At 58.4% G+C, this 14,428-nt stretch carries 13 protein-coding genes and 1 pseudogene; 7 read left to right on the forward strand and 7 right to left on the reverse strand.

Annotated features, from left to right (window positions below):
- Positions 1-5: 5 nt before the first annotated feature.
- From gsiB to gsiD, 3 genes are read left to right on the forward strand one after another with little or no spacing between them, the layout of a single operon-like run.
- Positions 6-1,544, forward strand: a complete 1,539-nt coding sequence (gene gsiB / locus KGP25_RS07360; protein WP_223540182.1) for a glutathione ABC transporter substrate-binding protein GsiB — start codon at positions 6-8, stop codon at positions 1,542-1,544.
- A 5-nt stretch (positions 1,545-1,549) separates the two neighbouring features.
- Complete coding sequence (gene gsiC / locus KGP25_RS07365) at positions 1,550-2,470, forward strand: glutathione ABC transporter permease GsiC (RefSeq protein WP_104949039.1); 921 nt, start codon at positions 1,550-1,552, stop codon at positions 2,468-2,470.
- Position 2,471: 1 nt separating this feature from the next.
- A complete protein-coding gene (gene gsiD / locus KGP25_RS07370) occupies positions 2,472-3,383 on the forward strand; it encodes a glutathione ABC transporter permease GsiD (protein ID WP_021240948.1) in 912 nt (303 codons plus the stop codon).
- 63 nt (positions 3,384-3,446) lie between these two features.
- On the opposite strand, the gene rimO is transcribed toward gsiD, so the two are convergent.
- On the reverse strand, positions 3,447-4,772 hold the full coding sequence (gene rimO, locus KGP25_RS07375; protein ID WP_008501203.1) for a 30S ribosomal protein S12 methylthiotransferase RimO: 1,326 nt from the start codon (positions 4,770-4,772) through the stop codon (positions 3,447-3,449).
- A gap of 216 nt (positions 4,773-4,988) precedes the next feature.
- Here rimO and bssR point away from each other — a divergent pair, with 216 nt between their 5' ends.
- Together bssR and KGP25_RS07385 are read left to right on the forward strand one after the other, a co-directional pair.
- A complete protein-coding gene (gene bssR / locus KGP25_RS07380; protein WP_024908680.1) occupies positions 4,989-5,372 on the forward strand; it encodes a biofilm formation regulator BssR in 384 nt (127 codons plus the stop codon).
- Between the two features lie 106 nt (positions 5,373-5,478).
- Complete coding sequence (locus KGP25_RS07385; RefSeq protein WP_223540183.1) at positions 5,479-6,597, forward strand: PQQ-dependent sugar dehydrogenase; 1,119 nt, start codon at positions 5,479-5,481, stop codon at positions 6,595-6,597.
- Here the strand turns inward: KGP25_RS07385 and KGP25_RS07390 are convergent, their stop codons facing one another.
- Positions 6,598-7,224 carry a glutathione S-transferase family protein gene (locus KGP25_RS07390; protein ID WP_023326978.1) on the reverse strand — a complete coding sequence of 209 codons (627 nt, stop codon included), beginning with the start codon at positions 7,222-7,224 and terminating at the stop codon, positions 6,598-6,600. It lies immediately after the preceding gene.
- A gap of 241 nt (positions 7,225-7,465) precedes the next feature.
- Here KGP25_RS07390 and dacC point away from each other — a divergent pair, with 241 nt between their 5' ends.
- Positions 7,466-8,671, forward strand: coding sequence for a serine-type D-Ala-D-Ala carboxypeptidase (dacC, locus tag KGP25_RS07395; protein ID WP_008501207.1), 1,206 nt, complete (start codon positions 7,466-7,468; stop codon positions 8,669-8,671).
- A 97-nt stretch (positions 8,672-8,768) separates the two neighbouring features.
- On the opposite strand, the gene deoR is transcribed toward dacC, so the two are convergent.
- The 3 genes from deoR to KGP25_RS07410 form a co-directional block, all read right to left on the reverse strand.
- Entirely contained in the window at positions 8,769-9,527 is a 759-nt protein-coding gene (deoR, locus tag KGP25_RS07400) for a DNA-binding transcriptional repressor DeoR (protein ID WP_223540184.1), read from the reverse strand.
- Positions 9,528-9,594: 67 nt separating this feature from the next.
- Positions 9,595-10,203: an undecaprenyl-diphosphate phosphatase gene (gene ybjG / locus KGP25_RS07405; RefSeq protein WP_223540185.1), complete on the reverse strand. Its 609-nt coding sequence runs from the start codon at positions 10,201-10,203 to the stop codon at positions 9,595-9,597.
- A gap of 7 nt (positions 10,204-10,210) precedes the next feature.
- The gene (locus KGP25_RS07410) at positions 10,211-10,939 is read right to left on the reverse strand and encodes a phosphatase PAP2 family protein (protein WP_045908450.1); all 729 of its coding nucleotides are present in this window, start codon (positions 10,937-10,939) and stop codon (positions 10,211-10,213) included.
- A gap of 285 nt (positions 10,940-11,224) precedes the next feature.
- On the opposite strand from KGP25_RS07410, the pseudogene KGP25_RS07415 reads away from it, so the two are divergent.
- Positions 11,225-12,339 (forward strand): annotated as a pseudogene (locus KGP25_RS07415) (MFS transporter).
- A 59-nt stretch (positions 12,340-12,398) separates the two neighbouring features.
- Here the strand turns inward: KGP25_RS07415 and KGP25_RS07420 are convergent.
- Together KGP25_RS07420 and KGP25_RS07425 are read right to left on the reverse strand one after the other, a co-directional pair.
- Positions 12,399-13,211 carry a Cof-type HAD-IIB family hydrolase gene (locus KGP25_RS07420; RefSeq protein WP_223540186.1) on the reverse strand — a complete coding sequence of 271 codons (813 nt, stop codon included), beginning with the start codon at positions 13,209-13,211 and terminating at the stop codon, positions 12,399-12,401.
- Positions 13,201-14,415 (reverse strand): MFS transporter, encoded by a 1,215-nt coding sequence (locus KGP25_RS07425; RefSeq protein ID WP_223540187.1) that lies wholly within the window; start codon positions 14,413-14,415, stop codon positions 13,201-13,203. Before KGP25_RS07425 ends, KGP25_RS07420 begins: the two co-directional genes overlap by 11 nt.
- Positions 14,416-14,428: the final 13 nt, after the last annotated feature.

Genomic DNA, 14,428 nt, shown 5'->3' on the forward strand with positions numbered 1-14,428 from the left:
ACATAATGGTTACATTTGTAGCGCGTAGATGGTTGTTAGCCGCGAGCGTGACGGCAGCCCTGGCCGCTGCCCCCGCGTTCGCTGCCAAAGATGTGGTGGTCGCCGTCGGCTCTAACTTCACCACGCTGGATCCGTATGACGCTAACGACACGCTCTCCCAGGCGGTGGCGAAATCGTTCTACCAGGGCCTGTTTGGCCTGGATAAAGAGATGAAGCTCAAAAACGTGCTGGCGGAGGGGTACACCGTTTCGGATGACGGGCTGGTGTACACCATTAAGCTCAAAACCGGGGTGAAGTTCCAGGACGGCACCGACTTTAATGCAGACGCGGTGAAAGTAAACCTCGATCGCGCCAGCAATCCTGAAAACAGCCTTAAGCGTTATAACCTCTATAAAAACATCGCCAAAACCGAGGTGATCGACCCGGCGACGGTAAAAATCACCCTGAAAGAGCCGTTCTCAGCGTTTATCAATATTCTGGCGCATCCGGCGACGGTAATGATTTCCCCTGCCGCGCTGAAGAAATACGGCAAGGAGATTGGCTTCCACCCGGTCGGTACCGGTCCGTACGAGCTGGTCACCTGGAATCAGACCGATTTCGTGAAGGTGAAGAAATACGCGGGATACTGGCAAAAAGGGCTGCCGAAGCTGGACACCATCACCTGGCGCCCGGTGGTGGACAACAACACCCGTGCGGCGATGCTGCAAACCGGCGAGGCGCAGTTTGCCTTCCCTGTGCCGTATGAGCAGGCCGCCATTCTGGAGAAAAACAGCAAGCTGGAGCTGGTCGCCAGCCCGTCGATCATGCAGCGCTACATCAGCATGAACGTCACGCAAAAGCCGTTCGATAACCCGAAGGTGCGCGAAGCCATTAACTATGCCATTAACCGTCAGGCGCTGGTGAAGGTCGCTTTTGCGGGCTATGCCACCCCGGCCACCGGCGTGCTGCCGCCGGCTATCGCGTATGCGCAAAGCTATCAGCCGTGGCCGTACGATCCGGCCAAAGCGCGCGAGCTGCTGAAAGAGGCGGGCTTCCCGAACGGGTTCAGCACCACGCTGTGGTCGTCGCATAACCACAGTACCGCGCAGAAGGTGCTGCAGTTCACCCAGCAGCAGCTGGCGCAGGTGGGTATCAAGGCGCAGGTGACCGCCATGGATGCCGGACAGCGTGCGGCCGAGGTTGAGGGGAAAGGGCAGAAAGAGAGCGGCGTGCGGATGTTCTACACCGGCTGGTCGGCCTCGACCGGTGAAGCCGACTGGGCGCTGTCGCCGCTGTTTGCCTCGCAGAACTGGCCGCCAACCCTGTTCAATACCGCGTTCTACAGCAACCCGCAGGTGGACAAAGACCTTGCTGACGCGCTGAAAACCACCAAACCGGAGGAGAAAGCGCGCCTCTACAAGGACGCGCAGGACATCATCTGGAAAGAGTCGCCGTGGGTGCCGCTTGTGGTGGAGAAACTCGTGTCAGCCCATAACAAAGCGTTGACCGGGTTCTACATCATGCCGGATACGGGCTTTAGCTTTGACGATGCGGATTTAAAATAACGCCCATGCTGAACTATGTTTGTAAACGCCTGCTGGGGCTTATCCCGACGCTGCTGATTGTGGCAGTGCTGGTGTTTTTGTTTGTCCATATGCTGCCGGGGGATCCGGCGCGTCTGGTTGCCGGGCCCGAAGCGGATGCCACGGTCATTGAGCTGGTGCGTAAACAGCTGGGTCTTGACCAGCCGCTTTATATGCAGTTTCTGCACTATATTGGCAACGTTCTGCAGGGTGACTTTGGCATCTCGATGGTCTCGCGTCGTCCGGTGTCGGAGGAGATCGCCAGCCGCTTTATGCCCACGTTCTGGTTAACGATAGCCAGCATGAGCTGGGCCGTGGTGTTCGGACTTGGCGCCGGGATTGTGGCGTCCGTCTGGCGTAACCGCTGGCCGGACAAGCTCGGCATGGCGCTGGCGGTGACCGGCATCTCCTTCCCGGCGTTCGCGCTGGGGATGCTGCTGATGCAGATCTTCTCCGTTGAGCTGGGCTGGCTGCCCACCGTCGGGGCCGATACCTGGAAGCATTACATTCTGCCCTCGATGACGCTGGGGGCTGCCGTGTCGGCGGTGATGGCCCGCTTTACCCGCGCCTCGTTCGTTGACGTGCTGAGCGAAGATTATATTCGCACCGCGCGGGCGAAAGGGGTCAGCGAGAAGTGGGTCATCCTCAAGCACGGGTTCCGCAATGCGATGATCCCGGTGGTGACGATGATGGGGCTTCAGTTTGGCTTCCTGCTGGGCGGCTCTATCGTGGTGGAAAAGGTCTTCAACTGGCCGGGGCTGGGACGTCTGCTGGTCGATTCCGTCGAGATGCGCGACTACCCGGTGATCCAGGCGGAAGTGCTGCTTTTCTCGCTGGAGTTTATTCTTATCAACTTAGTGGTGGACGTGCTCTACGCCGCCATTAACCCGGCCATCAGGTATAAGTAAGATGCGATTGTTGAACTGGCGACGTCAGGCTGTTTTAAACGCCATGCCGGGGCTCAAACCGGACCACATCCGCACCCCGTGGTCTGAATTCTGGCGGCGTTTCCGCCGTCAGCCGGTCGCGATGACGGCGGGGCTGTTCGTGCTGCTGCTGATTGTGGTGGCGATCGTGGCGCCGTGGGTGGCGCCGTTTGATGCGGAAAATTATTTTGACTACGACCGCCTGAACGACGGGCCCTCGATGCTCCACTGGTTCGGCGTGGATTCCCTCGGGCGGGATATCTTTAGCCGGGTACTGGTAGGGGCGCAGATCTCGCTCGCCGCCGGGGTGTTCGCGGTGCTGATCGGCGCGGCCATCGGGATCGTGCTGGGGCTGGTTGCCGGGTATTACGAAGGCTGGTGGGACCGCATCATCATGCGCATCTGCGACGTGCTGTTTGCCTTCCCCGGCATTCTGCTGGCGATTGCCGTGGTGGCGATCATGGGCAGCGGCATGGCCAACGTCATCATCGCGGTCGCGGTGTTTTCGATTCCGGCCTTTGCCCGCCTGGTGCGCGGCAACACGCTGGTGTTAAAACAGCAGACCTTTATCGAGTCGGCCCGCAGTATGGGGGCCAGCGATGCGACCATCCTCTTCAGCCATATTCTGCCGGGGACGGTGTCGTCCATCGTGGTCTATTTCACCATGCGTATCGGCGTGTCGATTATCTCGGCGGCCAGCCTGTCGTTTCTGGGGTTAGGGGCACAGCCTCCGACGCCGGAGTGGGGCGCGATGCTGAACGAGGCGAGGGCCGATATGGTGATTGCGCCGCACGTGGCGATTTTCCCGAGCCTGGCGATTTTCCTGACCGTGCTGGCGTTTAACCTGTTAGGTGACGGGCTGCGCGACGCGCTGGATCCGAGGATAAAGGGGTAGTGCAGTGAAATGTGCCGGGTGGCGGCTACGCCTTACCCGGCCTACAAAAGCGGAGTGGGGTGATTAAACCCGGCTACCCCACAGGTCATACTCGTCGGCGTTTTCAACCTTCACGCGAATAATATCACCCGGCTTAACGTTGGTTTCGCCATTCAGGTACACCGCACCGTCGATTTCAGGGGCGTCCGCCATGCTGCGGCCAATCGCGCCTTCTTCGTCAACCTCGTCGATGATAACCATGATCTCGCGACCCACTTTCTCCTGCAGACGCTCGGCAGAGATCTGCTGCTGCAACTGCATGAAGCGGTTCCAGCGCTCCTCTTTCACCTCTTCCGGCACCTGGTCCGCCAGCTCGTTGGCGGTTGCGCCTTCCACCGGGCTGTACTTGAAGCAGCCGACACGGTCCAGACGCGCTTCTTTCAGGAAGTCGAGCAGCATCTGGAAGTCTTCTTCGGTTTCACCCGGGAAGCCGACGATAAAGGTGGAGCGCAGGGTCAGGTCCGGGCAGATCTCACGCCACTGCTTGATGCGTGCCAGCTGGCGGTCAACGGAGCCAGGGCGCTTCATCAGCTTCAGGATACGCGGGCTCGCGTGCTGCAGCGGGATGTCCAGGTAAGGCAGAATCTTGCCTTCCGCCATCAGCGGGATGACGTCGTCAACGTGCGGGTATGGGTAAACGTAGTGCAGACGCGTCCAGATACCGAGTTTAGACAGCTGCTCGCACAGGCCGACCATGCTGGTTTTCACCGGCTCGCCGTTGTGGAAACCGGAGCGGTGCTTAACGTCCACGCCATAAGCTGAAGTGTCCTGGGAGATGACCAGCAGCTCCTTCACGCCCGCGTCAGCCAAGCGCTTAGCTTCTGCCAGCACTTCGCCGATTGGACGGCTCACCAGATCGCCACGCATGGACGGGATGATGCAGAAGGTACAGCGATGGTTACAGCCTTCGGAAATCTTCAGGTATGCGTAGTGGCGCGGCGTCAGCTTCACGCCCTGTTCTGGCACCAGGCTCAGGAACGGGTTGTGTTTGGGTTTTGGCACGTAGTGATGAACATGTTGCAGCACCTGCTCGTAGCTGTGCGGGCCGGTGATCTCCAGCACCTTAGGGTGCACTTCGCGGATCTGGTCTTCTTTCGCGCCCAGACAGCCGGTCACGATCACTTTACCGTTTTCGGTCAGCGCTTCACCGATGGCTTCCAGTGACTCCTGGACTGCGCTGTCGATAAACCCGCAGGTGTTAACAATCACCATATCGGCGTTGTCGTAGCTTGGCACCACGTCATAGCCCTCGGTGCGCAGTTCGGTCAGGATGCGTTCTGAATCCACCAGGTTTTTCGGGCAGCCCAGGGAGACGAAGCCGATTTTCGGCTGGTGCGTAACATTGCTCATAGGTTAAAAATTCATCAATTATGGAGTTATCAGGGCGGGATTTTACAGCGTATCGCGGGGGATTTATACACTCTTTGCAAGGCGGATGCGTCGGGCCGAGGTTGTAACATTGTAAATAATGTTAATCAGTTAATAAAAATTGATCCCAGGCATTAAACTGTACAAAAAATGTACTTATCCTGACTATGCACCATGGCTGACAGAGGAGGAAAGAGCATGACCGTTGACAGACTAAAACGCGATCTGCTGAACAAGCTGATCAACGCCCGAATCGACCTGGCCGCGTACCTGCAGTTGAGGAAGGCAAAAGGGTATATGTCAGTCAGCGAAAGCGAACATCTGCGTGATAACCTGTTTGAACTGTGTAATTTCATGCGTGAAAAAGCACCGACCCTGAAGGCGAACGGCGGCGAAAGTGAAGAGATCGCGCTGCGCCGTGCCGCCGAAGTGCTCTCCATTGCAGGGGTGTGTCTGATGAACGGACGCCACGACTGCCCGAACTTTATCGCCGTAAACGCGGAGAAGCTTGAAAACTGCCTGACAACGCTCTCTCTATGCATCATGTGTCTGAACGAGCACAAACAGCTCGAACAGCACTGATCCCGGGGGAGGCAACTCCCCCTTCTGCTTAAGCTTTTGTAAAAGTGATAACGCGCCCGGACGCAGTGGCTAATCTTTATGCCATATGCCGATAAAGGAGCGCGTTATGCCTCGATCCTCGCTGATTTCCCTGCCTGCGTTATTTATTTCGTTTTCACTTCTTGCTGCGCCAGAGGCAGTGAAGGTCGAGGTGCTGCAAAACAGACTCGATCACCCCTGGTCCCTGGCGTTCCTGCCGGATAATGACGGGCTGCTGGTGACCCTGAAGGGCGGTCAGCTCAAACGCTGGCAGACCGGAAAAGGGCTCTCCGATCCGATTGTCGGCGTACCGAAGGTCTGGGCAAACGGTCAGGGAGGATTGCTGGATGTGGTATTGGCGCCGGATTTTGAGAAGTCGCGCCGCGTCTGGCTGAGCTACGCCGAGGCCGGGCATGACGGCAAAGCCGGAACGGCGGTGGGCTATGGCCGCCTGAGCGACGACTATTCCCGCATCGAGGGATTCCAGGTGGCGTTCCGCCAGATGCCGAAACTCTCAACCGGTAACCATTTTGGCGGGCGGCTGGTGTTCGACGGCAAAGGCTCTCTCTTTATTGGACTCGGCGAGAACAATCAGCGTCCGACGGCGCAGGATCTGGATAAATTGCAGGGCAAAGTGGTGCGCCTCACCGAAGACGGGAAAGTCCCGTCGGATAACCCCTTTGTGAACACCCCCGGTGCGCGACCCGAAATCTGGTCTTACGGCATTCGCAACCCGCAGGGGATGGCGATGAACCCCTGGAGCGACACGCTGTGGCTGAACGAGCATGGCCCGCGCGGCGGGGATGAGATCAACATTCCGGAGAAAGGCAAGAACTACGGCTGGCCGCTGGCCACGCACGGCATTAACTACAGCGGCCTGAAAATCCCGGAAGCCAAAGGCGCGCATGTTGAGGGCACCGAGAAGCCGCTGTTCGTCTGGAAAGTCTCACCCGCGGTGAGCGGCATGGCGTTTTACAACAGTGACGTCTTCCCGCAGTGGAAAAACAAGCTGTTTATCGGCGCGCTGAAGGAGAAGGACGTGATCGTGCTGAGCGTGGAGGGAAACAAGGTGACGGAGGACGGGCGCATTCTGGGCGACCGGGACCAGCGTATTCGCGACGTGCGGGTGGGGCCGGATGGGTATCTGTATGTCCTGACCGACGAGACGGACGGGCAACTGTTGAAAGTCAGCCCGTCCGGCGCGTAATCAGGTGACCGGGATCATCACGACGTTACGATACGCAGGGCGATCGCTCAGCTGTTTAAGCCAGCGCTCAAGGTGAGGGCGTGGCGTCCACTTCAGACCCATATTGGTCAGGTTCCAGACGAAGGGTGCCACGGCGATATCGCCTGTGCCGAACGCCTCGCCGGAGAACCAGGCGTGCTTCGCCAGCTCGTCATCCATCATCGCAAACAGATTTTCGCAGGCATCCTGCGCGGCGTGAATCGCGGGATAGTCGCGTTCAGCTTCCGGCGTGCGGATAAGCCCCATCAGGATCACGCGGTGGGTCGGGGACAGCGTCTGGTTCGCCCAGTCCATCCACTTTTCGCCCTGAGCGCGCCGGGCGGGATTCTCAACCCACAGGCGGCCCTGACCGTACTGGGCGGCGAGGTAACGGACAATGGTGTTGGACTCCCAAAGCGTCGCGTCTGTTTCATCATCGCGCAGCAGCGGCACCAGGCCGTTCGGGTTCATGGCCAGATAGTCGGCCTCCTTGTTCACGCCGAACGCCATGCCAGCCATGATTTGATTGAACGGTAAATCCAACTCTTCCAGCGTCCAGAGCACTTTCTTAACGTTGGTCGAATTATTCCTGCCCCACAGCGTAATCATATTTACTCCCGATGAGATGTGAATCCGAGTCAGCCTTTCGCCATGGTGAGATAAACCTAACAATTACGCAACAGAAGACAAAAAAATCGTCTTAATCAAAGCGTATCTGAATGTTATTGCATAAACTTTAATAACTTTACCCTCGTTGGGTTTCTTTAACGGTTTTAGTGCGCTATTACTCATCGCTTCTTGCGACACGGTGATGTGACGTAATTTTTGAATGGACACTCGGGTGGCATTTATGACGCGTAAAATGACTTCTCTGCGCAGCCTGGCGGCAGGCTCTGCGCTTCTTTTCCTGTTTGCACCAACGCTCTACGCAGCTGAACAGGCTGCGCCCGAAGCGCCGCCAGTGGATGCGCGCGCCTGGATCCTGATGGACTACGCCAGCGGTAAAGTGCTGGCGGAAGGGAATGCGGATGAGAAACTCGATCCGGCAAGCCTGACTAAAATCATGACCAGCTATGTGGTGGGCCAGGCGCTGAAAGCGGGCAAGATCAAGCTGGACGATATGGTGACCATCGGGAAGGACGCGTGGGCGACCGGCAACCCGGCGCTGCGGGGTTCTTCCGTGATGTTCCTGAAGCCAGGGGATCAGGTTTCCGTTTCCGATCTGAATAAAGGGGTGATTATTCAGTCGGGAAATGATGCGTGCATCGCGCTGGCCGATTACGTCGCCGGCAGCCAGGATTCTTTCATTGGTTTGATGAATGGCTACGCGCAAAAGCTGGGCCTGACCAATACGACCTTTAAAACGGTTCACGGTCTGGATGCGCCGGGTCAGTTCAGCACCGCACGCGACATGGCGCTGCTGGGGAAAGCGCTGATCCACGACGTGCCGGATGAATACGCCATCCACAAAGAGAAAGAGTTTACCTTCAACAAAATCCGCCAGCCGAACCGCAACCGCCTGCTGTGGAGCAGCAACGTCAATGTGGACGGGATGAAAACCGGCACCACGGCGGGGGCAGGCTACAACCTGGTGGCCTCCGCGACGCAGGGCGACATGCGCCTGATTTCGGTGGTGCTGGGCACCAAAACCGACCGCATTCGCTTTAACGAATCCGAAAAACTGCTGACCTGGGGCTTCCGCTTCTATGAAACCGTGACGCCGATTAAACCGGATGCCACGTTCGTCAGCCAGCGCGTCTGGTTTGGTGACAAGAGCGAAGTGAACCTGGGCGCAGGTGAGGCGGGCTCGGTGACCATTCCGCGCGGCCAGCTGAAAAACCTGAAAGCCAGCTACACCCTGACTGACCCGCAGCTTACGGCTCCGCTGAAAAAGGGCCAGGTGGTCGGGACGATTGATTTCCAGCTTAACGGTAAGTCGATTGAACAGCGTCCGCTGATTGTGATGGAAGCGGTGGAAGAGGGCGGCTTCTTCAGCCGGATGTGGGATTTCGTGATGATGAAATTCCACGGGTGGTTTGGCAGCTGGTTTAGCTAAGTTTTTTGCCGGGTGGCGCTGCGCTTACCCGGCCTACGTTTTTTCTCCCTCTCCCTGTGGGAGAGGGCCGGGGTGAGGGCATCAGACCGCACCCCGTTTAATACATCAACTTCACCTGCTGCGCCTTCGCGTGGGCCACAATCTCGTCGTCCGGGCGGCAATCGCTGACGATGGCATCGAACTGCGCCAGCTCGCCCATTCTTGCCGGACGCACCTTACCAAACTTACTGTGATCGACCACCAGCACATGGTACTGCGCGGCGCTTAACGCCCAGTGCTTGACCGGTAATTCTTCCAGGTTAAAGCAGGTTGCCCCCTGACGCACATTGACGCCCGCGGCAGAATAAAACGCGATATCCGGGCAGAGATTGCTGAGCGTGTCCTGCAGGTTGAGCGGCTTAAAGATCGCGTTGCTGGCGTGAAACTCACCGCCGCAGAGGATCACCCGGCACTCGGGTTTCTCCTGAAGCGCCAGAAAGGTGTTCAGGGAATAACAGACGGCGGTAAACGGAATGCTGCTGTCGATGGCTTCGATAATCCACGGCGTGGTGGTACCGCAGTCAAAAAACAGCGTCTGGTGCGGCTGTACCAGGGAAGCCGCAAGCCGCGCGGCTTTGCGTTTCTCTTCCACCAGGCGCGTCTTCTGGTCGCTGATCAGATAATGGCTGGCGCTGCGCGGCTCAAGCACAATGTATCCGCCCAGCAGCACGACGGGCGCGCGCTCGCTGTTCAGATCCCGACGAATGGTCATCTCTGAGACGCCGAGGAGGTTGGCGGCTTCCTTAAGATGCAGCTTATCGCTGCGCTTCAGCGCCTGAAGCAGCTGAGCAATGCGGTCATCGCGACGTGTTTCCATAGTTCCTCGGGATAAAAAAGTGAACCCCCGCAGGGCGGGGGTTCAAGTGTAACCTGTCAGGTCGGGGTTAGTCACGTATCCAGCCTTTGCGGATAGGGATAGCGAAAATGGCGCGATAGAGGGTAGAGAGCCCGCTATAGAGCGCCTCACCGATAAGGCTCCACAGGATAGCTGCGCTCACGCAGCCAATCAGCCCCACCAGGAAGCCGCCCACCATATCCAGCGGCCAGTGGACGCCCAGATAAACGCGAGACCAGGCGATGGCCACCGCGACCACCATCAGCACCGCACCTGACCACAGGCGATGCCAGAACAGGAAGGCCAGCGCGAAGGTGAAGATCACCGTCCCGTGATCGCTCGGGAAAGAGTCATCCGGCGCATGGTGCAGGAAGGTATAGCCCACGTGCGCAACAAAAGGGCGGGCGTGCGGGAATGCGTGGCCCAGAATGTAGCTCACCAGAACGCTCACGCCCAGCGCCATCGCCACTTTGATCACCAGCTGGCGCTGCGCTTTCACCTGGCTACGAGGTCCCCACAGCCAGAGGATGGCGGCCAGCGCGGGCACGATGCTGATCAGATCTTTTGCCAGAAAGGTGGCAAAGTCGATCATCCACTCGGGCGAGGCCGGGGTGGCATTGATCAGATAGAACAGCTGATAATTCAGATTCTCTAGCATAGCGTTATCACTCTTTAGCAAACCGGGTGGAAACAAGGCCGTAGACCACCACCTGAGAAAACCAGACCCACCACCCAGCCCACAGGTTGTGAGAGAAAAAATGTGCCCCGCGCATGATCTGGCCATAACCCATCACCAGACCTAGCACCACGCCCAGCGCGACAAAGCTCCAGGCGAGACGCGGACGCTCGCGCCAGAAGGCAAAAAACAGCCCCATCACCATAAAGCCGCTGGAGGCATGACCGCCGGGGAAACAGCGCCCCGGACCGCTGTCTGCAGGGACGGCGCTAAACAGGGGATAAGAGACAGCCTTACCGCCATATTCCACCAGGTCCCACGGGCAGCTGTGATGGCTCATGCTTTTCAGCAGGCCCACCACCAGCGCGCCAACGCCCATCAGCAGCGCCGCCGTCACCAGCCTTGCGTTACGCTTGTAAGCGCCGTAAAACAGCGCTACGGCGCCTAAGGCGATGGCGATGTACTTCGCCAGACGATGGTTGAGCAGATCCAGCAGGTGGTCTTTCTGCAGCGGGAAGCTCTGCGTCGCCGCGTCATACCAGAAGCCGGTTACCCATCTGTCGAGCGCTTCATTGCGCGATAGCCACGTAAACACCACGGCAAGGGCTATCAGTATGAAAAGCTGATAACCATAAAAGCGGGCCGGTAAGCGGTAAAGGCGTTTTGTCTTATTTGTCTGTAACTTAGACAATTCTGAACGGCTGGAGGTGAGTGCCATAATTTGGGGTCGTTGACGAGTAATGGGGCTATCATAAATCTGTCAAATTAAGGAAACCTTAAACGAAGACGATATGTGCTTTATTTCTGTTTATCCTCGATAAATCACTATCTCGGGCTGCGGCATTTCATTACACTCGTCGCGATTTTGTCATTATAAAGAGATTGCATGTTAAACCGTTCTTCTTCAGGTTCACGTCTGGGTCGTCAGGCGTTGCTTTTCCCTCTGTGTCTGGTGCTCTACGAATTTTCTACCTATATCGGCAACGATATGATCCAGCCCGGGATGCTGGCCGTGGTGGCGCAGTACAACGCCGGAATCGAGTGGGTACCGACCTCCATGACCGCCTATCTGGCCGGCGGCATGTTTTTGCAGTGGCTGTTAGGCCCGCTGTCGGATCGTATTGGCCGTCGTCCGGTGATGCTGACGGGCGTGGTGTGGTTTATCGTCACCTGCCTTGCCACGCTGCTGGCGCAAAACATTGAACAATTTACCCTGCTGCGTTTCCTGCAGGGGTGAGCCTTTGCTTTATCGGCGCCGTGGGGTATGCCGCCATTCAGGAGTCGTTTGAAGAGGCGGTGTGTATCAAAATTACCGCGCTGATGGCGAACGTGGCGCTGATCGCTCCCTTGCTCGGGCCGCTGGTAGGCGCCGCATGGGTGCATGTTGCGCCGTGGGAAGGGATGTTTGTGCTCTTTGCGGTTCTCGCCGCCATCGCGTTCTTTGGTCTGCACCGGGCAATGCCGGAAACCGCCACCCGCATCGGCGAGAAACTCTCGCTGAAAGAGCTGGGGCGGGATTACAAAGAAGTGCTGAAGAATGGCCGCTTTGTGGCGGGCGCGCTGGCGACCGGGTTCGTTAGCCTGCCGCTGCTGGCGTGGATTGCCCAGTCACCGGTCATTATCATCAGCGGTGAAAAGCTGAGCAGCTACGAGTACGGCCTGTTGCAGGTACCGATCTTTGGCGCGCTGATTATCGGTAACCTGGTGCTGGCGCGTCTGACGTCACGCCGCACCGTGCGTTCACTGATTATCATGGGTGGTTGGCCGATTGCAGCCGGGCTGATTCTGGCGGCGGTGGCGACCGTTGCGTCATCACACGCTTATCTGTGGATGACGGCAGGACTCAGCATTTACGCCTTCGGGATTGGCGTGGCGAACGCCGGGCTGGTGCGCCTGACGCTGTTTGCCAGCGAGATGAGTAAAGGCACGGTCTCCGCGGCGATGGGGATGCTGCAGATGCTGATTTTTACCGTCGGTATCGAGGTGAGCAAGCATGCCTACGCGATGGGAGGCAACGGGCTGTTCAGTCTGTTTAACCTCGCCAACGGCGCGCTGTGGGTTGGCCTGATGGTGGTGTTCCTGAAAGACAAGCGCGTCGGAAACGCCCTGCAACCTTAACTGTTTATTCCCTCTCCCGGTGGGAGAGGGTTAGGGTGAGGGCACCAGACCGCACTGTGTTAGTTAAACGGTGCCTCCCCATCCAGCACCTTATCAATCACATCCAGCACGCCTTCCTCGTTATTGTGAGGCGCTTCAAAACGCGCCGCCGCTTTGATATGCGGTCTGGCATTCGCCATCGCAAAGCTGAACCCGGACTGGCGCAGCATCTCCACGTCGTTGCCGCTATCGCCGAAGGCCACCACGTCGCTGTTCTCTATCCCCCAGCGCTGTTGCAGGATCCGCAGGCCGTTGGCTTTATGCACGCCGGGGATAATCAGGTCGATACTGCCGTGACCGGTGGTGACGGGCACCATGATGTCGCTGAGTTTTTCATGCAGCAGCGCCTGAATACGCGGAATTTCATCATCAGACACGTTAAGCCCGAACTTGAAGAAAATATCGTTCAGGTTGTCGAAATCGCTGACCATTTCCAGACGGTGATAGTACTTTGCCGCGATGGCCTTAAAGCCCTCGTCATAGCACTTGAGCGTGTAGGCGCTGCTCTTCCCGCAGGCGATAATCTCAATGCCCGGCACGTCGTTTAACACGTTCGCGACGGTCTCGAAATGGGCTTTCGACAGTTCACCGTTGAAGACGTCTTCACCCTCACTCACGACCCAGCCGCCGTTTTCGGCGACGAATGAAATTTCATGCGCAATCTCCGGGAAAAAGGAGATCAGCTGGTAGTACTGGTTGCCGCTGGCGACCACGAAGCGAATGCCTTGCGCCTTCATGCGCGCGTACTGCGCCAGAAAGCGCGGGCGATTGTAGGTCTTGGCATCATTCAGGAATGTGCCATCCATGTCGACGGCGATCAGTTTAACGCTCATATCCCTTCTCCAGTGTCGTGTGTTTCGTTTCCGGCTTTGCCACCGCGCGCGCCACCAGCGCCGCGACGATCACCAACCCTAATACCACCAGCATGGCGCTGCGCAGCCCGTAGTGCTCACCGAGGAAGCCGAGCAGCGGCGGCCCGACCAGGAAAGCGAGATAGCCGGTTGTCGCCACCACGCTGACGCGCGTCGGGGCATCCGGGCCGGTGTCGCTGGCGGCGGAGATGGTCAGCGGGAAACCGAGGGACGCGCCCAGCCCCCAGAGGATCACCGAGACGCCGGCAATCCAGTCCACATCCACAAAGATAATCATCGCGATACCCAGCCCGCCGAGCAGGGCGCTGGCGCGCACCACCGCCACGCGGCTGTAGCGGTCGATAAACCAGCCGCCGGTGAAGCGCCCGACGGTCATCCCCAGCGTAAACCCGGCGTAGATCAGCGAGCCGGAGGTCGGACTAAAGCCGTGACCATCCACCATCAGCAGCGGCAGCCAGTCGTTGGCGGACCCTTCCGCGAACGCCATCGCCAGTACCACCACGCCAATCAGCATCAGCTGATAATCACGGTAGAAGGGCAGTCCTTTTTCAGCCGAATGCTGTTCGTCTGAGGCGTTCTTGCCGGTGCCGTCCGGGATCGCCCGGATGCCGGTCAGAATCGGAATAATGCACACCAGCGCCGCCAGCAGGATATGCAGATTCGCGGTCATGCCGAAGGCCGTCAGCGCCATCCCCACGCCCGCACCGGCCAGCGTGCCGAGGCTGTAAAAGCCGTGCATCATCGGCAGCACGGTTTTGTTCATCTCGCGCTCGACCGCCGCCCCTTCAACGTTTATCGCCACTTCCGCCGAGCCGAAGCTGCCGCCAAACACCGTCAACCCCAGCGCAAACAGCACCGGTGAGGCAAGCCACAGCGCCGCGCTCAGCACCATCATCCCGAACACCGAGAAGCACATGGTGGTGCGGATCACCGCCCGCGTACCGAAGCGCTTCACCAGCCATGCGGAGCAGAGAATGCCGCTCATGGAGCCTATCGACAGGCCGAACAGCACGATGCCCATTTCCGCGGTAGAAACGGACAAAATGTCGCGAATGGCGGGGGTGCGCGTGGCCCAGGAGGCCATCAGCAGACCGGGAATAAAGAAGAACATAAACAGCGCCCACATGCGGAGCTGCAGGGCTTTACGGGGAGAGGTCAGCGTCATTGGGGTAGCACCA

It is taken from the genome of Enterobacter sp. JBIWA003 (assembly GCF_019968825.1).
GTDB classification, from domain to species: domain Bacteria; phylum Pseudomonadota; class Gammaproteobacteria; order Enterobacterales; family Enterobacteriaceae; genus Enterobacter; species Enterobacter quasiroggenkampii.

Excerpts from the sequence above, each read along its gene's own strand:
- deoR (WP_223540184.1), bottom strand. The coding sequence starts at position 9,527 with ATGGAAACACGTCGCGATGACCGCATTGCTCAGCTGCTTCAGGCGCTG.
- bssR (WP_024908680.1), top strand. The coding sequence starts at position 4,989 with ATGACCGTTGACAGACTAAAACGCGATCTGCTGAACAAGCTGATCAAC.
- gsiC (WP_104949039.1), top strand. The coding sequence starts at position 1,550 with ATGCTGAACTATGTTTGTAAACGCCTGCTGGGGCTTATCCCGACGCTG.
- ybjG (WP_223540185.1), bottom strand. The coding sequence starts at position 10,203 with ATGCTAGAGAATCTGAATTATCAGCTGTTCTATCTGATCAATGCCACC.
- rimO (WP_008501203.1), bottom strand. The coding sequence starts at position 4,772 with ATGAGCAATGTTACGCACCAGCCGAAAATCGGCTTCGTCTCCCTGGGC.
- KGP25_RS07390 (WP_023326978.1), bottom strand. The coding sequence starts at position 7,224 with ATGATTACGCTGTGGGGCAGGAATAATTCGACCAACGTTAAGAAAGTG.
- KGP25_RS07410 (WP_045908450.1), bottom strand. The coding sequence starts at position 10,939 with ATGGCACTCACCTCCAGCCGTTCAGAATTGTCTAAGTTACAGACAAAT.
- KGP25_RS07385 (WP_223540183.1), top strand. The coding sequence starts at position 5,479 with ATGCCTCGATCCTCGCTGATTTCCCTGCCTGCGTTATTTATTTCGTTT.
- KGP25_RS07420 (WP_223540186.1), bottom strand. The coding sequence starts at position 13,211 with ATGAGCGTTAAACTGATCGCCGTCGACATGGATGGCACATTCCTGAAT.
- gsiD (WP_021240948.1), top strand. The coding sequence starts at position 2,472 with ATGCGATTGTTGAACTGGCGACGTCAGGCTGTTTTAAACGCCATGCCG.
- dacC (WP_008501207.1), top strand. The coding sequence starts at position 7,466 with ATGACGCGTAAAATGACTTCTCTGCGCAGCCTGGCGGCAGGCTCTGCG.
- gsiB (WP_223540182.1), top strand. The coding sequence starts at position 6 with ATGGTTACATTTGTAGCGCGTAGATGGTTGTTAGCCGCGAGCGTGACG.
- KGP25_RS07425 (WP_223540187.1), bottom strand. The coding sequence starts at position 14,415 with ATGACGCTGACCTCTCCCCGTAAAGCCCTGCAGCTCCGCATGTGGGCG.